Source organism: Rhizobium sp. CECT 9324 (assembly GCF_918741265.1).
Lineage (GTDB): Bacteria > Pseudomonadota > Alphaproteobacteria > Rhizobiales > Rhizobiaceae > Allorhizobium.
This window is the reverse complement of record NZ_CAKKMZ010000001.1, coordinates 2585660-2608134: the sequence shown is the minus strand read 5'-3', so window position 1 is coordinate 2608134 and position 22475 is coordinate 2585660. Positions and strand designations below refer to the sequence as shown.

General features: G+C 58.1%; 16 protein-coding genes. 5 read left to right on the top strand and 11 right to left on the bottom strand.

Features of this window, described 5'->3' with window-relative positions; translation table 11 throughout:
• The first annotated feature begins 59 nt into the window (after positions 1-59).
• The 3 genes from LQ231_RS12815 (at position 60) to LQ231_RS12805 (ending at position 1878) form a co-directional block, all read left to right on the top strand.
• The gene (locus LQ231_RS12815; protein ID WP_230171601.1) at positions 60-524 is read left to right on the top strand and encodes a DUF1348 family protein; all 465 of its coding nucleotides are present in this window, start codon (positions 60-62) and stop codon (positions 522-524) included.
• Between the two features lie 30 nt (positions 525-554).
• Entirely contained in the window at positions 555-872 is a 318-nt protein-coding gene (locus tag LQ231_RS12810; protein ID WP_230171600.1) for a hypothetical protein, read from the top strand.
• A gap of 115 nt (positions 873-987) precedes the next feature.
• A complete protein-coding gene (locus LQ231_RS12805; RefSeq protein ID WP_230171599.1) occupies positions 988-1878 on the top strand; it encodes a LysR family transcriptional regulator in 891 nt (296 codons plus the stop codon).
• Positions 1879-2187: 309 nt separating this feature from the next.
• Here the strand turns inward: LQ231_RS12805 and LQ231_RS12800 are convergent, their stop codons facing one another.
• From LQ231_RS12800 to LQ231_RS12770, 7 genes are all read right to left on the bottom strand, one after another.
• Complete coding sequence (locus LQ231_RS12800) at positions 2188-3174, bottom strand: MBL fold metallo-hydrolase (RefSeq protein ID WP_230171598.1); 987 nt, start codon at positions 3172-3174, stop codon at positions 2188-2190.
• 484 nt (positions 3175-3658) lie between these two features.
• Positions 3659-6097, bottom strand: coding sequence for an NB-ARC domain-containing protein (locus LQ231_RS12795; protein WP_230171597.1), 2439 nt, complete (start codon positions 6095-6097; stop codon positions 3659-3661).
• Between the two features lie 617 nt (positions 6098-6714).
• Entirely contained in the window at positions 6715-7308 is a 594-nt protein-coding gene (locus tag LQ231_RS12790; RefSeq protein WP_230171596.1) for a pyridoxamine 5'-phosphate oxidase family protein, read from the bottom strand.
• Between the two features lie 39 nt (positions 7309-7347).
• Complete coding sequence (locus tag LQ231_RS12785; RefSeq protein ID WP_230171595.1) at positions 7348-8943, bottom strand: MFS transporter; 1596 nt, start codon at positions 8941-8943, stop codon at positions 7348-7350.
• Complete coding sequence (locus LQ231_RS12780; RefSeq protein WP_230171594.1) at positions 8940-9392, bottom strand: DoxX family protein; 453 nt, start codon at positions 9390-9392, stop codon at positions 8940-8942. Before LQ231_RS12780 ends, LQ231_RS12785 begins: the two co-directional genes overlap by 4 nt.
• A 122-nt stretch (positions 9393-9514) precedes the next feature.
• Positions 9515-11392 (bottom strand): amidohydrolase, encoded by a 1878-nt coding sequence (locus LQ231_RS12775; RefSeq protein ID WP_356635975.1) that lies wholly within the window; start codon positions 11390-11392, stop codon positions 9515-9517.
• A gap of 32 nt (positions 11393-11424) precedes the next feature.
• Positions 11425-11703, bottom strand: coding sequence for a XapX domain-containing protein (locus tag LQ231_RS12770; RefSeq protein ID WP_230171592.1), 279 nt, complete (start codon positions 11701-11703; stop codon positions 11425-11427).
• Positions 11704-12152: 449 nt separating this feature from the next.
• On the opposite strand from LQ231_RS12770, the gene LQ231_RS12765 reads away from it, so the two are divergent.
• Positions 12153-12983 (top strand): alpha/beta hydrolase, encoded by an 831-nt coding sequence (locus LQ231_RS12765; protein WP_230171591.1) that lies wholly within the window; start codon positions 12153-12155, stop codon positions 12981-12983.
• A gap of 104 nt (positions 12984-13087) precedes the next feature.
• On the opposite strand, the gene LQ231_RS12760 is transcribed toward LQ231_RS12765, so the two are convergent.
• The 4 genes from LQ231_RS12760 to LQ231_RS12745 all read right to left on the bottom strand — a co-directional run bounded on the left by LQ231_RS12760 (position 13088) and on the right by LQ231_RS12745 (position 20669).
• Positions 13088-13660, bottom strand: coding sequence for a cupin domain-containing protein (locus LQ231_RS12760; protein ID WP_230171590.1), 573 nt, complete (start codon positions 13658-13660; stop codon positions 13088-13090).
• A gap of 42 nt (positions 13661-13702) precedes the next feature.
• Positions 13703-16588, bottom strand: a complete 2886-nt coding sequence (locus LQ231_RS12755; protein WP_230171589.1) for a winged helix-turn-helix domain-containing protein — start codon at positions 16586-16588, stop codon at positions 13703-13705.
• 41 nt (positions 16589-16629) lie between these two features.
• Positions 16630-19497 (bottom strand): winged helix-turn-helix domain-containing protein, encoded by a 2868-nt coding sequence (locus tag LQ231_RS12750; RefSeq protein ID WP_230171588.1) that lies wholly within the window; start codon positions 19495-19497, stop codon positions 16630-16632.
• Between the two features lie 185 nt (positions 19498-19682).
• Positions 19683-20669: an alpha/beta hydrolase gene (locus LQ231_RS12745; RefSeq protein WP_230171587.1), complete on the bottom strand. Its 987-nt coding sequence runs from the start codon at positions 20667-20669 to the stop codon at positions 19683-19685.
• 272 nt (positions 20670-20941) lie between these two features.
• Between LQ231_RS12745 and LQ231_RS12740 the strand changes: the two genes are divergently transcribed.
• Positions 20942-22474: a winged helix-turn-helix domain-containing protein gene (locus LQ231_RS12740; RefSeq protein ID WP_230171586.1), complete on the top strand. Its 1533-nt coding sequence runs from the start codon at positions 20942-20944 to the stop codon at positions 22472-22474.
• Position 22475: the final 1 nt, after the last annotated feature.

Here is a 22475-nt window from a genome sequence, read left to right as displayed (position 1 = left end):
CGTAAATGCCGGCCTATGGCCACCCTCCCATCTTCTGCCAACTGAAAAAGGAAATACTGATGTCCCGCCCACCGCTTCCGCCCTTCGATCAACAAAGTGCCGTCGAGAAGGTCCGCCTCGCCGAAGATGGTTGGAACAGCCGCGATGCCGCCAAGGTGGCGCAGGCTTATACGGCAGACACGCGCTGGCGCAACCGCGTGGAATTCGTGACCAGCCGCGCCGAGGCTGAAGCCTTCCTGACACGCAAATGGAACCGGGAACTCGATTATCGGCTGATCAAGGAAATCTGGGCATTCCAGGGAAACCGTATCGCCGTACGGTATGCGTATGAGTACCATGACGATAGCGGCCAGTGGTTTCGGGCCTATGGCAACGAGAACTGGGAATTCGCTGAGGATGGTTTGATGCGCGCGCGCCATGCCAGCATCAACGAGCAGCCGATCAAGGAATCGGACCGCAAGTTTCACTGGCCGCTTGGCCGTCGGCCGGACGATCATCCGGGCCTGAGCGAATTCGGATTTTGAGGTCGAACAGCTCTTTTCAGGACAAATATCATGACTGGTTTCAACCTCGGTCCGCGAGCACGCTTGTCGATAGAACTTGCCCTTGCCGCCACCAGCGGTGATGATCATATGATGCGACCTCTGGAGAAGGACGCAAGGACGTTGGGAATGACCGGGGCGGAAATCGACATGGCCCGCAGCGGTTCGAGCTTCGATTTCCAAGTGTCCAAGGCGATAGCTCTTGCACTTGCACCGAACAGCGAGCGCCGCACTTGCGCCATGGCCGCCGGCATCGATGCTCAGGTCTGCGCAGAAATTGAAGCTATCGCCGCGTCGCACATGACGCGATCCGGATTGACGTCCGCATAGAACTCGTAAGCAATTATTGTTTGACCACCGCAAGGCTCGAATGGTCTTTCGAGATTGTTACAACCTCATGTGTATTGCGGTGCTCATTGAGTGCAGGTGAATTTGGGGCAAGAAAATGGATCGACTGCAGGCGATGAAAATCTTCGCGAAGGTTGCCGAGACTGAGAGCTTTGCGGAAACGGCGCGCCTGATGCATATGAGCGCACCCGCCGTAACCCGGGCAGTTGCCGCCCTTGAGGATGTCATCGGTGCGCGTCTTTTCGTCCGCACGACACGATCTGTTAAGCTGACGGAGGCAGGGACGCGATACTTCGAAGACTGCCGTCGTATTTTGGCGGATATTGCCGAAGCAGAAGCGGCAGCAAGCGGCTCCTATGCCACTCCGACCGGGACTTTGGCCATCACCGCATCCATGCTGTTCGGGCAGATGTATGTGCTGCCGATCGTGACGGAATATCTGAAGACCTATCCCACCATGCATGTCAGAACGTTGTTCATCGACCGGCCCGTCAACATCATCGAAGAAGGGGTTGATGTCGCAGTTCGTATCGGTCACCTCAAGGATTCCGGTTTCTCTGCTGTCAAAGTTGGCACAGTCAGGCACGTCATCTGCGGCTCGCCACGCTATCTGGAGATTAATGGTGTCCCACTGACGCCTGCCGACCTCAAGAGCCATCGAATCGTGGCATCAACGAGCGCCTGGGCTTCACCGGAGTGGCGGTTTGCGGACGATCATCGCGTGACAATTGACCCTGTCTTGCAGTGCAATACCAATGAAGCGGCGATTACACTAGCCCGTTCGGACTGGGGATTGACTCGTGCTCTGCACTATCAGGTTGGTCCAGCACTGCTCGCGGGCGAACTTAAGATCGTTCTCAGCGACTATGAGGAGCCGCCGATCCCCATTCATATTCTTCATCCCGAGGGACGAAGTGCACCCGCCAAGGTTCGGGCCTTCGTAGACATGGCTGCGGCCCGTTTGCGGGAGAACCGGCTGTTGAACTGACCGCCACGGCTGTTCCGACGACTTAAACGGTCTTGGAACGCCACGTAGAGCAGGGGATTTCCTCTTTGGCTAGCTAGCGTCTCTCAAGGTGAGTGGGAGCGCCTGACCCGATCCGATCTGTGTCCGTCTGGCTGGGCAGCTTGGTGCATGACATCATCGCAACGTCATGCATCGAACTGGGATTGCCCGGTGTCCTTTTAGTTGGGCCCGCATGGTCCTGAGGTGCGAGCCCAATCTCAGCTGCTTCCTTCCATCGTCGAACAGAGTCAGGACCGGTGATTGGTCCCCTGAGTCTGGCGAATGTTTACGCTATTCCTGCAAGGCCCAGTCGGCGATCTGCCAGCGCATTTCACCTCGGTCAGAGACGATGCGGCCAAGCCCCGGGAAGGGCATGTGCGTCGCGGCAATGAGAGCGCCTTCGGATGCGGCACGAGGAAAAAATCGATCTCGCATTGCTTTGGCCGCGGCAGGATCCTGTTCAAACAGGAAGAAGACATCAGTCGCCCCAGGGTGGACGACCGGAAAAACCATATCCGACACCATGATCAGGCTCTGCCCGCCATCCTCAACGCGCACCCCAATCTGACCAGGCGTGTGGCCGGTGAGATCGACGATTGTAACACCCGGCATGATCTCACGCTCTCCGTCAATCGCCTGCAGCCGCGGATACAAGCGAACTACCTCCTCCGCCATTCTGAAGCTGGTCTGCAGATAATCAGGTGCGCCATTGCGCTTGGACGGATCGGTCCAGTGCTTGACGTCACGACGATCGATGTAGAGTTCCGCCTTGGGGTAATTGTTCTTGCCGCCCAGAACTAGACCACCCATGTGGTCCTGATGCATGTGCGTCACGATGACCGCATCGATCTGGTCCGGCGTGATGCCGAGTGTGGCAAGCGCCTGTGGCAGTTGCCCGGTCTGCCCGATCGAGCCCGCAGCGCCGGCATCAATCAGGATCCGGCGGTCTCCGTCCTCTACCAGGTATTGGTTGAAGAGGAACCGCACACCGCTCTGCCGTGCCGTAAACTGTGCGACGGCCGCCTTCTCTACCTCTGCCGCACTGCGCCCAGGAAAATAGTCATAGGGCATATCGGCAAATCCGTCCGTCAACGCTGTCACCGTGAAGCGGCCGATCCGGATCTGTGCGAAAGGCGTAATGCCTGCTGGCGCCTTGGAGGCATCCTGCGCCATGGCCGGAGCAGACGCGCGTCCGATTATGGCTGGACCAAAAAGGCTTCCTCCGAGGAGGCCGATGGGGAGGGCTCCGGCAAAGGCACGACGTGAAAGTAGAGGCATAATGTTTCTCCTTCGGGTGGGTGTCAGGTCAATGAAGCTGGATTGCTGGAAATGGACTTGTATGCCGGACGCGAGCCGCTCGACCTGTGGAGACGATGAGCGCGCCCTACCTGGTACCTCTCGGGCGGGCGTGAGGCCCAGGTAACGCGCGCTCTGGCGGCTCCCTCTCAGAGAGGGATCCATCGAGCGAGCCGAATGGCGATAGTTTCCAGGCGGAATGACTTTCGGCTACCTGGCGGCGAACCTGCTCAACTCGGTCGATAGAAATAGGATGACCGAAGATGCAAAAATGGACGAGTTAAGCGCGATAAAATTGCGTGAAAGCCAGTGAATCCCGGATGTGGCGCAGAGGCGCGGTGCAAAAAGACAAGGAGAAACAGTGGCGCCACGTGGCCGGGGCGCCGAAGCCATGTGTCACTGGAATTTTTTGGGGTTCAGGGCGGACGGGTCTTCGCGTTCGGAGAGAACGACTCGTTGTTTGAGATTATCGTGCTGACTGCAGCAACCCGCGCGCGCGTTGAAGATCTCCGGTATCGTCGTCGGCCGTAAAGCGTGAATAGATGGGCGACAAAACAGCACGTGCCTCATGGCTGCGTGACGCCGCTTGGCAGAGTTCGGCAAGATCGGTAGCCGCACGCAGCTGCCATGAAAGCATGCCCAGATCATTGGCAATAGTCATTGAATTAATGAAAAGCGTTTCAGCCTCAGCCGGGCGTCCCTGCGCAAGCAAGATCGATCCTTGAATGCGTATCAATTCGGGAAGGCACCAACGTTCATTGTTCCGGTCTGATACGGTCAGTGCGGTCTCGATCGTCGACATCGCCTCTGCGAGATGCCCGGCTTTGGCAAACGCAGACGCAAGATTCCCTAGAAAATAGGCGCGGCGAAGCTTTTGGCTTTTTGCATCTAGGCCTCTCAGGGATGCCTTCAAAATCTCGAGACCTTCGCTCAATGTAGCTTCTTCACTGCACATTAAAGCGCCGCGATAATGCAGGGCAACTGGGCGCCATACTTCCAGCCCACTCTCGTCCAAGACCTGATCGAGGATTTCCAAATACCGGCGAGCATCATCTCGATGGTTTCGAAGCAGGGCAATCAAGCATCCCGACATCACCAGCGAACTGGCGATTTCCATTTTGTGACCAGTCCGAAGCGAATCCTGCACAACTCGTTCTATCGTGCGTGCGGCGCGACCGGGCCATCCCTTGTTCCATTGTGTGATTGAAAGAATAACGCCGAACGTGGAGTTCGAAACGAATTGAAAACGGGCTAGCCGAGGTCTTTCCAGTACGTTCTCATCGGGGTTGAAATGCGCTTCGACACGCCGAAGTGCGTTGTCCAGATCGCCCACGTAGAATTCCGCAGTGGCCAGCATCGCCTCTCCGCCTGGGACAGCGGTGCTGTCTCTCGCTTCCGCAATTGCTAGAAATGCCTTCATGCGATCGATCGCATCGTCATATTCGCCAGCGAAGATCTTGTAGCTCCCGATGGTCCACAGACTGCGCAGCTGGAACTCAGTATCATCAAGCGCGACTGCGATGCTGAGTGCCCTCTCTGATGCCATCAGCATCTCGGGTCCCGGACCGCGTGTGAAAATCGCAGCGCCCGACAGAAAGGTCTGCAACTTCATCTCTGTTGCAGTGCCCGTAAGACCGAGGTGCTCAAGTTGCGCAATGGCGCGAAGAATCGCATCTCTGCATTCTTCGGTCAGCGAGAAGTGATTCCACAAGATCGTTGCAGCAGTTGTGATGTCGATGAGCAATTTTTGATCGCTGACCTCTGCCCAGGCGAGAGCAATTCGCAGATCTTTCAAAACCGGCCGATAGCGCTCGCCCCATTCTCGGGCGGGCACTCTGCTCCATTCTTCGCCAGCCGCCCGCAAAACCGCGTAGACGCGTTCCGCATGGCGACGTTGCATCGCGTTGAGCTGTCCGGCGGCACGCAACCGCATGACGCAATAAGATCGTGTGGTTTCCAGAAGGCGATACCACGTGCGATCGCTGGTGAAATTGATTGAAACGAGCGATTTGACTGCGATCTGCGCTAACAGATCAACGGTTTCTTCCGGCGAAGTTCCAGCGATGGCGGCGGCATCCTCCACACTGAAGGCACCAGCAAAGACCGCAACTGCGTTCAGCAGGCCGGCTTCGGCAGCGGACAGAAGTTCGAAGCTCCAGTCCAGAGTGGCGACCAGCGAACGGTGCCGTTCCGGACCCGTTTTCGGTCCCACCAAAGCCCTGAAACGGTCATCGAGCTGTTCAAGGATGCCGTCGACCGTAAATGTGTCGACACGCGTCCCGGCAAGCTCGATCGCGAGGGCAAGCCCATCCAGTTGCCTGCAGATCTCCGCGGCCGCCGGTGCATCTTGATCGCGCAAGACGAATGTTTCCTTTCGTGTTGTCGCACGCTCGACGAAAAGCTGGATTGCAGGAAACATCAGAGCATCCTTGGCCCTCAGCCCGATGGATCTCTCCGGAAAGCTCAGGCCGGCGAGCGCGCGGACACGTTCGCCGTTTACGCCAAGTGGCTCCCGACTGGTGGCGAGAATGCGCACGCCACTTGCCGCCGACAGGATACGGAATACGCTGATCGCGGCGGCTTCGATAACATGCTCACAGTTATCGAAAAGGAGCAGCATTTTGCGGTCGCGCAGACTTTCGCACACGCTGTCCAGAACCGGTGCCGCCCCCGTTTTAAGCCCAATTGTTTCCGCAATTGCGACTGGCACCATCTCGGAGTCCCGCAAGGTTGCGAAATCAACGAACCAGGCGCCGTCTTCGAACTCGTCCAGCAGGGAGTTGGCCACCTCTATGGCAACCGTAGTCTTGCCAACGCCCCCGGCGCCGACGATCGAAACGAGGGGAGAGGACCTCAAGTCGGCGGCAAAGTTCGCAACAACGTCCTCTCTGCCGAAGACAGGCAAGTTGGGCGTCGGTAAACTGTGATTACGTGGCAGTCCCATATGTATCAAGCAATATTGTGTTCGACAGCTGTCTAATTGTGGCGGGAGCAAACAACCTGTATGCGCTGCCCCAGATGCGGCGGCTGCGCCCAGCGGGCAACAGCAGTATGAACTGTATTTTTTCTAGCGTTGTTCAACTGATTGTGAGCTATCAAATCTTCTGAAATGCAGGATAAAAATAGATCAATTTGGTAAATAAATTTGGTATTCAAGTGCAGCAAGTCAATACCTGTTCCCAAAGCTCGCGAAATCAACATACGCCTTCGATCCGGTTCCGGTGAACTGGATCGAATCTGCGTCCGGCGATGATTATGGCTGATCTCAGGACTCGGCGGAGGGAACTTTGCCACATCGGGGAGCGCTAGGGAAGGCGTCGGGTGCGCGAGGTTGTGATGTGTTCGGCGCTCGGCGTCGCGAACATGGGGTTGGTCCGCACGTCGGCTCTGGGTGGAGCCGAGGTTGCAGGAGCAGCAACTTATAGACGCTTCAGTTTTGCAGCTTGAGCTTGTTGCGAGCTGCCGGCGGCACCGGCTCGCACCAATGAACCGTCTCTTGCCGAGTGAATTCAAAGGGAGACGCTATTTCCCCCGTAGAGCTTCAAGCTCGCTACGGAGCTTCGCGATCGTCTCGTCACGTTCCGCCAACGCGTGGGCGACATCTTCGGCAAAGAACATCTGCGGAATATGCTGCGGACAATTGATGTCCCAGGCTTTCACATCGAAGATGATGATTTGCTCGGCTCGTCCACGATATCCTTCGGAGCTGAGGGGTTCGACCATCGTGTGATCGTCTTTCTCGACCTTCGCGTTGCCCCAGATTTTGATGCGACGTCGGTTTGCATAGTCCATAAGGAAAATGAAAGCGCGTGGGTTTGCGGTGAGATTGCCCGTGGTGATAAATTGTCGGTTGCCGACGAAATCGACGAAGGCAAGCCTGGTCTTGTCGACGACGCGGAGGAAGCCAGGAGGGCCGCCCCTGTGTTGAATGTAGGGCTGGCCGTCTTCGCTCACTGTCGCCAGATAGAAGCTGCGAACGGTGGCCAGGAAGTTCGTCAGGTAGGTGTCTATGTCCTGTCTGAAGTGGTGGTGCTCATACATGTCGAACGAGCCCTTGCGCTTTTGTGCGGCTCGGACTGATGCGGGAAAGACAATATCCTCGTTTGCTTCTTGCATTGTCGCCCTTTCTGTCTGCGGTTGGCCCATTGATGCTGTTCAAAGAGTAGAGGTTCGTTCGTCTATCGCCAGCAAGTGCCGGACGCGGGGCGGGTCCTCGGATACGTGGAAAGACACCACCTCCAATTGAAGCTCGGCGGCGGCGCGAGACGTGCGGCGATGCTGCCGCAGGTGTTCGGCCCAGGATTCAACCATGAACCATTCCACCATGATTTCCGGAGCGGAAGTGTCCTCGGTAACACCCCAGGCATAGGCGCCGTCACGCCGACGTTCGGCGGAAAGGCGTCCGATTGCGGCCAGAAACGGCTTGGTCTCGGCGCGATCTATTCTGTATTCGACTGTGACCAGCAGCGGACCACGATCCGTTTTGACAGGCTTGGCCAGAAGGGGAACTGGCCAGTGATCCGACGGCAGAAGATCTGCCTCGCCCTTCGGAAGCTTCAGGAAGTGAAAAATGATCCCCGCTATCGCGACACCGCCGGCGGCAAGCAGCAATGCCATTTCCAAACCGATATGTTGAGCGACCGCACCCCATATAAGACTTCCTGACGTTATGGCACCATTGAACACTGTCAGGTAGATCGCCAAAGAACGGCCGCGCACCCAATTGGGCAGGACGGCCTGGGCCGCGCCGTTCAGCGTCGTTAGCGCGATGATCCAGGCTCCGCCCATCACCAGCAGAATAATGATGGCCACCGAACGCGGTGGGACCATCGCAAACAGGGCCATCGAGAATGCTGACAAAAGCGCGGCGAGCAACATCAAGCCGTCGACGCTGAACAGTGTTCGCAAGGTGGGGAGAAGAAACGCGCCGACAATAGCGCCCACTCCGACCGCACCCAATAGAACACCGTAGAAGCCTGCGGTCCCGGAGAGCAGGGAGCGAGCGACCAGTGGCAGAAGTGCCCAAATGGCACTGGAGAATAAGAAGAACACAGCCGCGCGGAGCAAGATGATGTGCAACTCGCGACTGGCTCGCGCATAGCGGAGGCCGGCACGGAATGCGCCGAAAAAGTGCTCTGCCAGCGGATCCCGGGCGCGGCTATCCCGTTTCCACAAGATCAATGCGGCCACCACGAAGACGTAGCTGAGCGCATCTAGTCCATAAGTGACGGCGGCTCCGAAAGATACCAGCAGGATCCCACCTAAGGCCGGGCCGATTGCCCGGGCAACATTGATGCCGATTGAATTCAGGGCTATCGCGCTCGCCAACTGTGATCGTTCGACAAGCTCTGGCACGATTGCCTGCCAGGTTGGTGCCATCAGCGCGGCACCGACACCACCTACGAGGGTGAGTGCCACCAAAGATGTCATGGATTGCATTCCTGTGGCCGAGACCAGCAAGAGGCCAAGGCTGGCTGCACACAGAATGAGCTGGGTCACCAGCAGGAAGCGGCGACGATCCAGGATGTCTGCGAGGACACCTGCTGGAATGGCGAGAAGAAATATTGGTAGGGTGGACGCAGCCTGGATCAACGCGACGTCGGATGGCGCGCTGCTCAAGTCCGTGACCTGCCAGGAACTGGCGACATCGCGAATGAAGGTGCCGGTATTGCCAATTACCGTCGCGATCCAGAGTATGAGGAAGGTTCGTTGACGAAACGGCGCGAGCGGAGAACCGGTTTCTTTGCTCATCTCGTCCACCGTGCTCCGGTCTGCCACCGCTTCGCCAGATCGTGCCCGGCCAAAAGCAGGAAAGCCCCAGCAAGGCCGACATGCTCGAAAAACGCGTTCATTGCCATCGTCTGCTGCATGCCGGCGGGCAATTCCCAGAAACGCAGCGCGATAAAGCTGGCGAGCACGGTGAACATGCACAGGGCACCGGCGCCGATCCAACGGAAGCAACCGCTTATGACCATGGCAGAGGCGGTAATTTCGAAAAGGATCAGCGCCACGGCGAGAGGTGCTTCGGGGCGAAGACCGAAATGACGCATCTCTTGGATTGCATCCTCAAAATTCAGCAATTTGGTCATGGCGCCCTGTAGATAGGCAGCACAAAGCATGAGGTGACCGGTCGTGCTCCATAGAGAACGGAGATATTGCGACGGCGCCCTGCGGCTTCTTGTCGTCGTAATCGTGGTCATGTGCGTCTCCACAGTGCAGCATTGCCGTAAAAACGGCGACGCCCTGGTGCTCTATCTTTTCGTTTTCATGCAATTCTGGACGCAGGACGGCTTCGCACCGTCGCAGGACGTATTCGAGAAAGTCACACTGCCCAGCACTGACACCCGAGCGTTCCGAAGAAGCCCTTGAGATCGCGTGTCGGCAATGACGAGGACCAGGCGGCGGCATGGTCGTGGCCATGGACATTGCAGCTTGATGCGCAATTGCAGGCGTTGATGACCTGACGCCGCAGATTGTACTCACCTCCGTTGCCGGCCCAGTCGGGCGCCCCATAGCCGCCGAACGTGCGGACAGGAGACCAGTCGGGCATTGCAGGGGGGAGGGTGTTCTCATCAAGCTCGCGGAAGTCGCCGGCGCTGAAAACTATCCTGCCGCCGACCATCGTCAGTTCTGAGGTTAAAAACGAGATCTCCTGCTCCGCACAGCTAAAGAAGTCCCGATCCGGAACAACGAGGTCAGCAAAATGGCCCACCTGGACGCGCCCTTTGCAACCGACTTCGTTGGAAAACCAGGCGACATTCTCGGTGAGCATTCGAAGGGCGGTCTCGCGGTCCAGGCAGTTGGAACGTGGATAAAGCTTGGTGCCACCCACGGTCCTGCCTGTAATCAGCCAGGCAAGTGCCACCCAAGGATTATAGGAAGCGACGCGCGTGGCGTCGGTGCCGGCAGAGACCTTCACACCCTTGTCCAGCATGCGAGCGACCGGCGGTGTCGCTTCTGCCGCGCCGTGGCCGTAGCGCTCCACAAAATATTCGCCCTGGTAGGCCATCCTATGCTGGACGGCGATCCCGCCGCCGAGGGCCGCGACCCGATCGATTGACCGTTCCGAAATGGTCTCGGCATGATCGAAAAACCAGTTGAGGCCCTCAAGCGGAATATCCTGGTTGACCTTTTCGAAAACATCGAGAGCCCGTGTGATCGTCTCGTCGTAGGTAGCGTGCATGCGCCAGGGCCAGCGGTTCTCCGCCAGTATCCGAACGACCTCCTCAAGATCGGACTCCATCGTCTCGGGCAGATTGGGTTTCGGTTCGCGAAAATCCTCGAAATCGGCAGCCGAGAACACCAGCATTTCGCCTGCGCCATTATGCCGGAAATAGTCGTTCCCTTGCTTGTATTTGACCGAGGAGGTCCAGGCGAGGAAGTCCTCTGTCTCCTCCTTGGGTTTCTGGGTGAACAGGTTGTAAGCCAGGCGCACGGTCATATGGCCATCGTCGTCCAATTTTTGGATAACGGCATAATCGTCCGGATAGTTTTGAAACCCGCCACCCGCATCGATCACCGAAGTGACGCCGAGACGATTAAGTTCGCGCAGAAAGTGCCGTGTCGAATTCAACTGGTAGTCGAAGGGCAGTTTCGGTCCCTTGGCGAGTGTAGCATACAGCACGCCGGCATTTGGGCGGGCAAGCAAAAGTCCTGTCGGATTGCCGGCGGCATCGCGCTGGATTTCGCCCCCGGGTGGATTGGGGGTATCCCTGGTGTAGCCAACTGCACGAAGGGCGGCGCCGTTTAAAAGCGCGCGGTCATAGAGATGTAGAATGAAGACCGGCGTATCGGGTGCTAGCGCGTTGATCTCGTCGAGTGTCGGGAGACGCTTCTCCAAAAACTGGTTCTCGCTGAACCCTCCGATCACGCGAACCCATTGTGGAGGGGGCGTCACGGCCACCTGATGTCGCAACATGTTCATGGCATCGCCGAGAGAGGCAACACCATCCCAGCGCAGTTCCATGTTGAAGTTCAAGCCGCCACGGACGACATGGGTGTGATTGTCGCAAAGGCCGGGCAAAACCCGCCGCCCTTTCAGATCGACGACCTTCGTATCGGCACAAACCAAAGGCATCACCTCGGCTTCGGTGCCGACCAAAAGGAACTTCTGGTCCTTGATCGCGACAGCACTGGCATGAGGGTTTCCCCGGTCAAGCGTCGTAAAACGTCCGTTGTGAAGTACCACGTCGGCTGTCATCGGACCGCGTAATGATGATTTTGAAGTTCGCATCATCCCATCCCCGTCTCGGTCGGCAGGTCCGCAGACTGCGGCTTTGCGCCCGGCAGTTCGCCAAAGACATGGGGTACGCAATGCGACCGAAACCATGAAATGTCGATCGGCGCGCCGGAGATCAGACGCCTTGCCGCCGGTACCGCCTGTTCGCCGGCAAGAATGCCGAGCAAGCCTAGCAGGGCGATGATCGGTGGGGCTGGAGACCGGACGTTGAGCAGGCCGTAGATCACGCCGACCAGGAGGCCGGCTGCCAGCGAAAGCAGATAGATTTTCATCGTTTCAGTCCTCCGGGCAGCGGCCGAGCGGGGTGCTGCGACGTCTGGTGGCCCTTTGGGTCAGAAGGCTAGGGCCATTTCACGATGCGTCTGAGTAAAGCGTTGAAAAATGCCGTGAAGCCGGGGGAGGGAGCTCGAAGGCTGCGGTCGCCGCGGCGAAAGCGGCGATGTGCATTCGTCACAGGATTCGCGCAGACGAGATTTTGATTTCACGGAAATTCCCGGTCTTTAACTCGCCTGTCGTCCTGTCTTCCGCCACGCTTGGCATGCCACGAGACTGGCGCCAGCTTTCATCGGATGGGAACGGCGTCGATCGCCACGACACCCTTTCGGTCGCAACTCAGCGACGGCTTCCACCAGATGGAGCCGGAGAGACGATAGGATTTCTACTTTTTCACCGAGCACTGGCTGCACACCCGCAGACCCAGTTCAACACGGAGACTGTCGACATGACGTTTTTTACACTCACCGACGGGACGGAGCTCTACTTCAAGGACTGGGGGCCGCGTGACGGCAAGCCGGTCGTCTTTCACCACGGCTGGCCCCTCAGTTCCGACGATTGGGACAGTCAGATGCTGTTCTTCGCCAAGAAGGGTTATCGCGTGATCGCGCCTGATCGGCGCGGCCATGGTCGCTCGACCCAGACCACATCCGGGAATGACATGGACACCTATGCATCCGACGTCGCCGAACTGGTACGCCATCTCGATTTGAGGGATGCCATCCATGTCGGGCACTCGACCGGCGGGGGGGAAGTTGCTCGCTATGTGTCACGGGCCGACAAGGGTAGGGTCGCGAAGGCAGTCTTGATTGCAGCAATCACCCCGCTGATGTTGAATACCGAGCAGAATCCGGCTGGAATCCCCATCGAAGCATTCGACGGGTTCCGTCATGCGATTTCTGCCAATCGTGCCCAGTTCTTTCTCGAAATCCCATCCGGCCCGTTCTTCGGGTACAACAGGCCGGGCGTCGAACCCAGCGACGGTGTCATCCGAAACTGGTGGCGGCAGGCGATGACGGGTGGGGCAAAGGCGCAGTATGACTGTGTCAAGGCTCTCTCCGAGACCGATTTCACCCAGGACCTGAAGGCAATAGATCAGCCGGTGCTTGTTCTGCATGGGGAAGACGACCAGATCGTGCCCTTTGCGCTGGCGGCGGCGTCGACTGTCGCCTTGTTGCGAAACGGCAGGCTGAAATCCTATGAAGGGCTGAGCCACGGTATGTGCACGACACATCCGGATGTGATCAACGAGGATCTGTTGGTGTTCTTCCAGAGCTGATCTAGTCATGTTATGGCACGCCTTTTTTGGTGTGCTCCAGGCGCGATCATTTCATTTGCCGCCGCTTCTCCTAGGGTCGGCATGCTCGGTCAGGACACCGCCGCTCATTGCCGTGAAAGAGCGGCCTCCACCGTGGGGCCGTATCTGCCATCGATCTGGATAAAGACCATCCGACATGGCTTTCCCGACCGATTGGACCAGGCGTGATTGGTCCCTCGCTGAATGACGACGCTGCCAGGCCGCAGCGCGATCTCTTCTCTTTCGAGGACCAGGACCACTTCGCCTTCAAGCACGATGCCATAGTCGACTGCTTCGTGGCGATGCATCATCGGGTGCGGCGAATCGTCCCTCAGCATCATCGCATCTACACCGTTAAGTTCGACGAAGAGCTCCTTGATCTGTGACTCCCCGCCGGTCAGGTTTTCATCGGGTGGCATATCGACGAATCGGATGCGTGTCCCGTTTGCCGGTGCGCGGTGTGTCATCGGTTGCAGCGTTGGGTCTGGCCCATTGTCCACGGGTGCTGGAGTGCCTTGCGTTTCCCAAACTTCATGAAAGATCAATCCGGGAAGCGCGGCGATATCGACCACGGTGGGGAGCGGTCCATTCAGGGCGACTACAGATTTGCCGTCGGCATCATGCGCGGTAACGACCCGATGGATTGGCGGAAAGCTCATGACGCGATCTCCTCTGATAAACATGGTCGGTGATTGACCGTGTCACTCGGCGAGCCTGGTTCGATCCATGGTTCTGATCGTGCGGTCGCCATCCTGGCAATCCACGAGTCTCTCCAGCAGCCGGTTTGCCGCAAGATGATCGCGTGTCCAGGCGCCCTCTGTAAAGGCCCTGACCACGGGCGCCAGCGTATCAAAGGCCTCGTGATGCCTCGCCTCAGACGCCTGAAGTCGGGCAAGATCGGTAGCGGAGCGCAGTTGCCACGACAGAGCTCCAGCATCGCGTGCGACAACGATCGACCTTGCCAGCAAAGCCTCGGCCTCAGCGGTCCGCCCCATGCTCATCCGGATAGAGGCCTTGATACGCAACAGTTCTGCAAAACACCACATCTCGCCTTGAATGTGTGCATGCTTCAGCGCGGTCCCGATTTTCTCTTCCGCGCGGTTTGTCTGGCCGGATTTTGCCAGGAACTCGGCCTGGACTCCCAGATAGTAGGGCATCCGAGCAAGATGCCCCTTCGCCCGGAAGTGGCCGATGGCGCGTTCGAGTTCGTAAAGCCCCGTTTCACTTGAGTTATCTCGCAGGCAAGTCACTGCTGCGCGATAGAACATGGGCACTGGCTTTCGTACGTCGAAGCCGTGGCGATCGACGATGCTTTGCAGCAACTCAAGGCACAGTGTGCAACTCTCGATATCCCCGATCCAAAAGAAGACGGGACATGCATACGAAAGAGCACTCGTAAGAGAAAGATGATGATTGCTCGCCCTTGCCCTCTCGATTGCGCCGTTTGCCAAGTCTGAAGCGATTTCGGGAGATCCCGTCAGCCATTGAACCTGTGAGAGGACGCAGCAAACATCGACGGATCTATTCGAATGATATCGCAGCTGCGGCGAAGGATTCGAGTGGTGAATTTCGATTACCCTCAACCTTTCGAGACGATTCCGAGTGTCCAACAGCCGGCCGAGGAAGAGCTCGCCGATTGCAATGTGCGATTCATTATCGGGTATTGCAGTTTTATCGCGCTCTGTGGCAACCGCTGCAAACTTCTCCAGAAAGGCTAGGCCGTCAATGTAATCTGCGGTGAAAAGGTGGTGAGTTCCGAGATTTCTCAGACAGCGCAGTATGCTCTCCGTGTCATCGAGATCCTTGGCAATCGCCAGGGCCTGCTGGAGCGCATGGATGGTTTCCGGCAAAAGTCCCCGGGTGAACATGGTCGTGCTGCCCAACCAAATCTTCAGTTGCATTTCGTACGCGCTACCTGAGAGGTGCGCCATGTCTAGCTTGCCAATCGCCAGCTCAACCTGGGAGCGGCATTCTTCGGTCAGCGAGAAGTGATTCCACAAGAGTAGACCGGCCGTCACCAGCTTGATCTGCAAAATTGCCGCCCCCTCCGTTTGGGCAGCCCAATGAAGCGCGTTGCGCAATTCATCGACAACGTTCCAATGGGCTGCGCCCCATTCCTGGTCGGCGCTGATAGCCCAATCCCTGGAGGCGTCGTCAAGGATTGAGAGCACGTATTCTGCATGGCGCTGCCGGCTGAGCCATTCTTCGCCGTCACTCCTTAGGCGCTCCAGGCAGTAGGCGCGTGTCGTCTGCAAGAGGCGATAGACGATCCCGTTCGCGTTGTGTTCAATCACGAGAAGGGATTTCGCCGCAAGCCTTGACAGTGCCTGTGTCGTAACGCTTGTCGGCATCCCGGACACGGCGCAGCCTCCGGAGACATTGAACAGACCAGCAAACACCGACACGGCACGCAGCATTTGCGCGTCGGATGGTGGAAGCAGGCTGTAGCTCCAGTCGAGGGTCGCGCTCAGAGTTCGGTGTCGCTCCAGTCCGCCCCGTCTGCCGGCCAGAAGGTGCAAGCGGTCTTCGATCTGACTGTGAAGTCCGCGAACCCCAAAAACATCGATGCGCATTGCGGCAAGTTCGATCGCAAGTGCGATACCGTCGAGGCCTCGGCAAATATCCGCAACGATGGATGCATCTGCATCACTCAGCTTGAAATCTTCCACGCGTTCCGCAGCGCGGTCGGCAAAAAGCTGGATTGCCGGGAACTTCATCGCCTGCGCTGCAGTCAAAATGTTCGATGACGTCGGGGTCGCGAGTCCCGAGAGGTGATGGATGTCTTCCCCAAGCATGTTGAGGGGTTCCCGACTGGTCGTCAGAAGCCTGGCGGCGGGCGCCACTTCCAGAATCCGAGCTGCGCAGGCTGCGATGGTATCCGTCAGGTGTTCGCAGTTATCCAGCACGATCAGAATTTCTTGTTTGTGGATGTGTCGGCAGATGGAGGTGAGTACGTCAGCCGAGTGCACTTCGATTGCCATCGCCATGGCAATTGCATTGGCAACGAGGTCAGGCCCTCGTAGACGCGCGAAATCGACCAGCACGACTCCATCCCGGAAATCGTTGATGGACCGCTCTGCAACGGCCAGCGCCACCGTCGTCTTGCCAATCCCGCCTGTGCCGACAATCGAGATGAGCCGCCCGCGCGCAAGCGCCGCCAGCAAAGCTTCAATCTCCCTGGAACGGCCAAAAACCCGTGGAACAGTGGGCAAATGGGAAACGCGAGTGGGGGGCAGGGCTGTGGCGACGCCATGGCCGACTTTGACCTCCTCGACAAACTTGTAACCTTTGCCTGGAACCGTTTCGATGAAGACGCCATGGCCAACCGTGGCCAATGCCCGCCTGAGCGCAGCCATGTTTACCTTGAGATTGCCCTCGTCGACGATAAGATTGGGCCAGACATGCTGCATGAGTTCTGCTTTGCCGACCGCCTCGCCGGCCCGTTCAACGAGCAGCGTCAAGATGTCAAGTGCCCGGCCGCCGATGCGAACTGCTTCATTACCTCGCATCAACGACTGGCGTTCGGGTACGAACACGAAGGGTCCGAATCTATACGTCGCTGCGCTCTCGGATTCAAAAACGCTCATTGACATCCCCGTTTAGGCGATCTTCGCTGCCCGGACATGCGTCACGCTTGATCAAGAAGTGTGCGTGCGCGCTGCAAGTCCGCGGTCCAGAAGCCCTCCTCAAATTTCATATAGACTGAAGATAGCATTTCCTCTGCTTTTTGATTGCCGCCCGCCTCACGCCACAAAGTGACGTACTGCATCGCCGAACGGAGTTCCCAGGTCAGCGCACCATGTTGGCGGGCGAGGTCGATCGCCTCCCGATAGCAGGCTGCCGCTTGATCGAAGCAGTTGGCGCGACCACCGGTACGAATGAAGTTCCCCTTCATCATCAGCATTTCCGGCAGACCCCAATCCTGCCCGCTTCCCGAGTAGAGCGTGATCGCCTCATTGATGCAGGCCAGCGCTCCGTCGACATCGCCACGAAGCGACAGGACATGGCCGTAGTTTCCGAGGAACGGCGGGTAGCGCATGCCGAGGCCGCTTTGGCGCAGTTCATCGAGGGCGAGCCTGTAAACCTCGAGATTGACGGGCCGGTTCATATCGATATGGAGTTTGGCGCGCATGCAGATGGAGATGGCGCTCCACAGCATCAGTCCATGTTCGGCTGCAAACTGATCTGCGAAATCCAACATCTCCTCTGCTTCGGCGAAGTTTCCGACATAGATGGCGATGCACACCGATGTGATGAGGATCGCGGCGCAATGAGGAACGGGATAGTGGTGGCTCTCTGCCTCCTTCAGCTGGTGCCGGGCCATCGTCAGTGCCTGATCGGAGTAGCCTTGCAGCCAAAGAACCATTGCCAGGGAGCCGCGTGCTTCCGACTGATGGTCGAAATCGAAGCGCGAAAGTTCGAGGCTCGAGGACACTGCCGTGACTGAAGCGATAAAGCCCTCAAGTTGCTTGCGCGCAGCCGTAAGGTCGCCGAGATAGTGAAGTGCACTGCCGGTCTGGCCATCGACCTTTCGCGCGAGATGTTCCTCGCCGATACCGGCGGCGATGTTCCTGACCTGCTCGGCATAGCTCAGAGACGCGCGCGAGTCACCGGCCCATAGCTCGTATTGGGAAAGTCCACGCAGGCATTCGATGCAAAGGTCGGTGTCGCCGAGCTTGCTTGCGACGTCCAGAGCCATCGTGAAAGCTTCTTTCACCTCCGGGACGGGTCCGCGCGTGAAGAGGCGGGTCGCACCCTTGGACAGCAGGAGTTCCAGTTTGTCGCGCTCATTTCTATGCTCGGCATAGCGGTCGTCCAGCGCCCGCTCAACGGCAGTTCGACACTCTTCGAGAAGCGACAGCCTTTCCCAAAGGGGAATGGCCGCAACGGTCAGTTTTACCCCGAGCGCCTCGTCGCCGCGACCAGAGAAGGCAAAGTTCAAGCTGTTTCTGATGTCGTCGATCTTTGAACGATAGCGCTCCAGCCAAGTGGCCATCGGTATTGCCGCGAGTTCAGCTTTCGCCTGGATGGCAAGATCGAGCGCGTGATGCGCATGCCGCCGGCGAACATGCTCGAACTCGGCCGTCGCGGCCAATTTTTCCGATGCATAGGCTCGGGTCGTCTCCAACATTCGGTAGGTGACATCTGTGTCGAGGAGGTCAACGGCGAGGAGGGACTTCGCCACGAGTCCGCTGAGATCGTCGATGACTTGCAACTCGTCGATCGTTTCGTCAGATGCCACCCGGCAGGCCTCGGCGAGAGTGAACGTGCCGGAGAATACCGACAACCGGCGCATGAGTGTTTGCTCGCCGTTGGCCAGCAGCTCATAGCTCCAGTCGATCGTGGCTGCGAGGGTGCGGTGGCGTTCCGGTCCTGCACGCCGGCCGAGTAGGAGGCGGAAGCGGTCGTCGAGCCGGTCGAGTAGTTCTGCCGGACGAAAGGTATCGATGCGGGTCGCGGCCAGTTCAATGGCCAAAGCGAGGCCGTCGAGACGCCGGCAGATGCCAGCGATGATCGCGGCATCGGCATCCTGCATAGAGAATGTCGCGCTCCTGTCTGATGCCCGATCGACGAACAGCTGCACTGCGGAGAAGCCGAGTGCATCTTCCGCATTCATCTTTGAAGCGGTCGAGACTGGTGGCAATGCCAGCCCGGATAGCCGTCGAACACGTTCGCCCTTAATCGAGAGAGGTTCCCGTGACGTCGTTAGGATTTTGACGTTTCCCGCGCTCGCCAGGAGTTTCTGGGCGCATACTGCAACAGCGTCGATCACATGCTCGCAATTGTCCAGAACGAGCAACATCGAGCGCTCCTGGAGCGCGGCGCCAAGAGCTGCTGTCAAATTGGTCGTGTGGGCCGTCAATCCAACGGCCGTGGCAATCGCGTTGGGAACGAGGTTTGGATCCTTCAGCGCGGCGAGGTCCACAAACCAGACGCCATCCACGAAACGATCGATGGATCGCTCTGCGACGGCAAGTACGACCGTTGTTTTGCCGATCCCGCCGGTGCCGACAATCGACACGAGCCGCGCACCGTCGAGTTCCCGCAGGATCGAAGCGATCGTCTCTTCGCGCCCGACGATACGTGTGGTGCCGATGGGCAGGTTATGCCTGCGATCGACAGTCTTGTCTTCGATTTGGATTGGGCTCGGTGCGCCACTCAGAGAAACCGGCGCGACGAACCGATAGCCTCGTCCCACGACGGTTGCGATGTACTGCGGATGGCCCGCGCCTTCACCGAGTGCTCGGCGGATTACTCCCATGTTGACCTTGAGGTTTGCCTCATCGACCGCGACGCCGGGCCAGACGCGCAACAGAAGTTCTCGCTTGTCGACGACCTGTCCGGGGCGCTCGACCAGCGCAGTGAGCACGTCGAGCGCCCGCCCGCCTATGCGAACAGGCTTTTCCCCTTCCACGAGCAGTTGTCTCTCGGGAATAAGGACAAACGGTCCGAAGGAGTAAGAGCGCTGAAGGCTCTCCGCCAAAACTCCGGTCAATGTGATTCCCTCAAGTCTATTGAATGCCAGCCGAGGGTCACATGGTAGCCCAGAAATGCTCCAGTAAAAAACGGTAAAGACCTTTACCGGATCGATCAGTCACAGATTGCAGAGCGTCCCAAGAGCACCGATCGCGCGACCGGTGCTCTTGCATGGAGGACTAAAATTCGTCCCGTCGCTTGCCCTCAGCGCGTTGCGTGATTGCGGTCGAGGAAATCGTGAATGAGCGGCGCCATGACCGAGAGCCGGTCCTCCAGCGCGAAGTGGCCTGAGTCGAGAATGTGAATTTCCGCCTTGGGCAAATCGCGCAGATAGGGATGAGCTCCGTCCTCCGGGAAGATCTTGTCATTCTTGCCCCAGACGATCAGTGTCGGCGGCTGGCGTTCGCGGAAAAAGGACTGGAACTGCGGGTATAGCGGCACGTTGGAGCCGTAATCGCCCAGCATGTCGAGCTGTACGTCCCTGTTGCCGGGGCGGTCGAGTAGCGCCTGATCATGAACCCAGTTGTCCGGACTGATGCGCTCGACGTCGCCCATGCCGTCGGTATACTGGAACTTTGTCGTCTCCAGCGTGACCAGACCGTTCAGTTCATCGCGGTTTTTCTGCGAACGGTCGTTCCAGTATAGCTTGATGGGATCCCAGAACGGCGACTGGAGACCCTCGTCATAGGCATTGCCGTTCTGAACGATCAGCCCGCTCACACGTTCAGGATGCTTCAGTGCCAAGCGATAGCCGATCGGCGCGCCGTAATCCATGACGTACATCGTATATCGGTCGGCTTGCAGCTTCGTAACCAGTTTGTCTACTATGTCGGCCTGGTTGGCAAAAGTGTAGGCGAACTCCGTATGGTCGGGGGCGTCACTCTGGCCATAGCCGGGATAATCTGGGGCGATGACCCGATACTTGTCCGCCAGCAGCGGAATGAGATTGCGGAACATATGCGACGAGGTGGGAAATCCGTGTAGGAGAAGGACCACCGGGCCGTCGGCTGGGCCAGCCTCCCGATAGAACACGTTAACCCCGTCGATCGCCATTGAGCGATAGTGGACGGTGCCGACCGATTCGAGAGTGCTTGAGGTGCCATTTGCGGATTGAGCGGCCTGAACCGGGATCGGCACAGCGGCCGAAGCGAGCACGGTGGTGAGCAGTAAGGACATCAAGACTTGGCGCATTGTTGTATCTCCGGGGTTTTGCGGGACTGAAGGCTCGACGCCTGTTCAGTGCGTGTGATGGTTCCGCAAATCTCGCCACACGGCGAGTTAATCCACGATAATCTCAGGGAAATTCTCGAAGTCCCCACTTCCCCCATTTTTGGGAAAGCCAAGTAAAAGCGAGGCATTTACTGGATTTAACGAGCCAGGTGGCGGGGATTAAAATAAATCTGACGTTACAACAACGAGTGAGTGGCCGCTTCTTTGCGAAGCGCTTCCTTTGGAGTGCTGACATGTCAGAGCAAAGCACGGGCAGTATCTATGTCTTTGGGCCTTACCGCCTTCAGCCGTCCGCCAGGATTCTATTGCGAGATGGTCTTCCAGTTGGGATTGGCAGTCGCGCTTTTGATATTCTGGTAGCCCTCGTCCAATGCCCAGGCCAGGTCCTGTCACGACGCGACCTGATGTCTCTGGCTTGGCCCGGTCTGACAGTCGAAGAATCCAATGTCCGGGTGCAAATGGCGCATCTGCGCAGGGAAATTCATTGCGGTGAAAACGGCGAGCGCTACATCGTGAGTATCGCTGGACGGGGCTATTGCTTCGTTGCGCCGGTTGACTGGGAGGACTACGTCGACCGTGGGACGGAGTTCGAAGTATCTGAGGTCTTCCCGTCCGGTGCAGACGGCGCCGGGAGCTTGCCGAGCCGACCTTTGCATCCTGTAGGACGCGACGAATGCCTGATTGAACTCACCAAGGCGATCGAAGAAAAGCGGCTCGTCACGGTCGTCGGGCCAGGCGGCGTCGGCAAGACCACGCTCGCAATCATGACAATCCATATGTCAACGAGTTTCGATCGAATTTACTTTGTCGATCTCAGCACGGTTCTGGACGGGGGTTCGATTGTGGACGCCATCGGCGCTGCCGCCGGAATTACGGGCGCGAACTGCACAATGGAGCTGTTGGCCACCTGCCTTTCGGGGAGCCGGACATTGCTCACGTTGGATAACTGTGAACACTTGATCGACGCTGCGGCCGAGGTGGTCGAGCGCATCCTTCACCATGCCTCGACTGCGCACATTCTCGCGACGAGCCGAGAAGCGTTTCGTTTGCCGGGCGAAACGGTGCATCTTCTCAAGCCGCTGGCAGTCCCGTCGCCGACCTCCGAGATCAGCGGTGAGCATGCCTTGCAATGGCCAGCGGTACGTCTGTTCATTGATCGCGCCATCGAGGGAGGATATTCCTGTCCGATGGATGACGAGCAAGTCGGTATCGTTGCTGCCATATGCCGGAGGCTGGAAGGCAACCCACTGGCGATCGAGCTGGTTGCGAGCCGCGCCGGTTCCTATGGGCTCGACCGTATCTGCGAGTTGCTCGACAACCAGCTTGCATTGGTCTGGCGCGGTAGCCGCGGTGCGCCCCAACGTCATCAAACTGTCCAGTCGATGCTCGACTGGAGCTATGCTGGCCTGTGCGATGAGGACCAAAGTGTGCTTCGTCGTCTGTCGATCTTCCAGGATGCGTTTTCACTGGACGCTGCTCTTGCGGTCGCACGCGGTGGTGGTATCGAGGATACAGATGTCGCAGCCTCGATTGCTGTGTTGGTAGATAAATCACTTCTGGTGCTGCAGCCTGGGCGCGGTGCTGCAACGCTGAAACTGTCGGGGTTCACAAAGACCTATGCTGCCGTCAAGCTGGCGGAGACAGCAGAATACGAAGGTGTCCACCAACGGTACGTATCGTACAGGTCAGGGATGTCCGATAAAGTATTCGATCTGAAAGACCCGTCACTGGAGCACCACCGGAAGATGGCGGTGCCGGCAGCGTGAC

Bases quoted from the DNA above. Each gene is read 5' to 3' on its own strand.
- LQ231_RS12775 (WP_356635975.1), bottom strand. From the start codon at position 11,392: ATGACAGCCGACGTGGTACTTCACAACGGACGTTTTACGACGCTTGAC.
- LQ231_RS12810 (WP_230171600.1), top strand. From the start codon at position 555: ATGACTGGTTTCAACCTCGGTCCGCGAGCACGCTTGTCGATAGAACTT.
- LQ231_RS12785 (WP_230171595.1), bottom strand. From the start codon at position 8,943: ATGAGCAAAGAAACCGGTTCTCCGCTCGCGCCGTTTCGTCAACGAACC.
- LQ231_RS12760 (WP_230171590.1), bottom strand. From the start codon at position 13,660: ATGAGCTTTCCGCCAATCCATCGGGTCGTTACCGCGCATGATGCCGAC.
- LQ231_RS12805 (WP_230171599.1), top strand. From the start codon at position 988: ATGGATCGACTGCAGGCGATGAAAATCTTCGCGAAGGTTGCCGAGACT.
- LQ231_RS12800 (WP_230171598.1), bottom strand. From the start codon at position 3,174: ATGCCTCTACTTTCACGTCGTGCCTTTGCCGGAGCCCTCCCCATCGGC.
- LQ231_RS12740 (WP_230171586.1), top strand. From the start codon at position 20,942: ATGTCAGAGCAAAGCACGGGCAGTATCTATGTCTTTGGGCCTTACCGC.
- LQ231_RS12745 (WP_230171587.1), bottom strand. From the start codon at position 20,669: ATGCGCCAAGTCTTGATGTCCTTACTGCTCACCACCGTGCTCGCTTCG.
- LQ231_RS12780 (WP_230171594.1), bottom strand. From the start codon at position 9,392: ATGACCACGATTACGACGACAAGAAGCCGCAGGGCGCCGTCGCAATAT.
- LQ231_RS12765 (WP_230171591.1), top strand. From the start codon at position 12,153: ATGACGTTTTTTACACTCACCGACGGGACGGAGCTCTACTTCAAGGAC.
- LQ231_RS12790 (WP_230171596.1), bottom strand. From the start codon at position 7,308: ATGCAAGAAGCAAACGAGGATATTGTCTTTCCCGCATCAGTCCGAGCC.
- LQ231_RS12755 (WP_230171589.1), bottom strand. From the start codon at position 16,588: ATGAGCGTTTTTGAATCCGAGAGCGCAGCGACGTATAGATTCGGACCC.
- LQ231_RS12770 (WP_230171592.1), bottom strand. From the start codon at position 11,703: ATGAAAATCTATCTGCTTTCGCTGGCAGCCGGCCTCCTGGTCGGCGTG.
- LQ231_RS12815 (WP_230171601.1), top strand. From the start codon at position 60: ATGTCCCGCCCACCGCTTCCGCCCTTCGATCAACAAAGTGCCGTCGAG.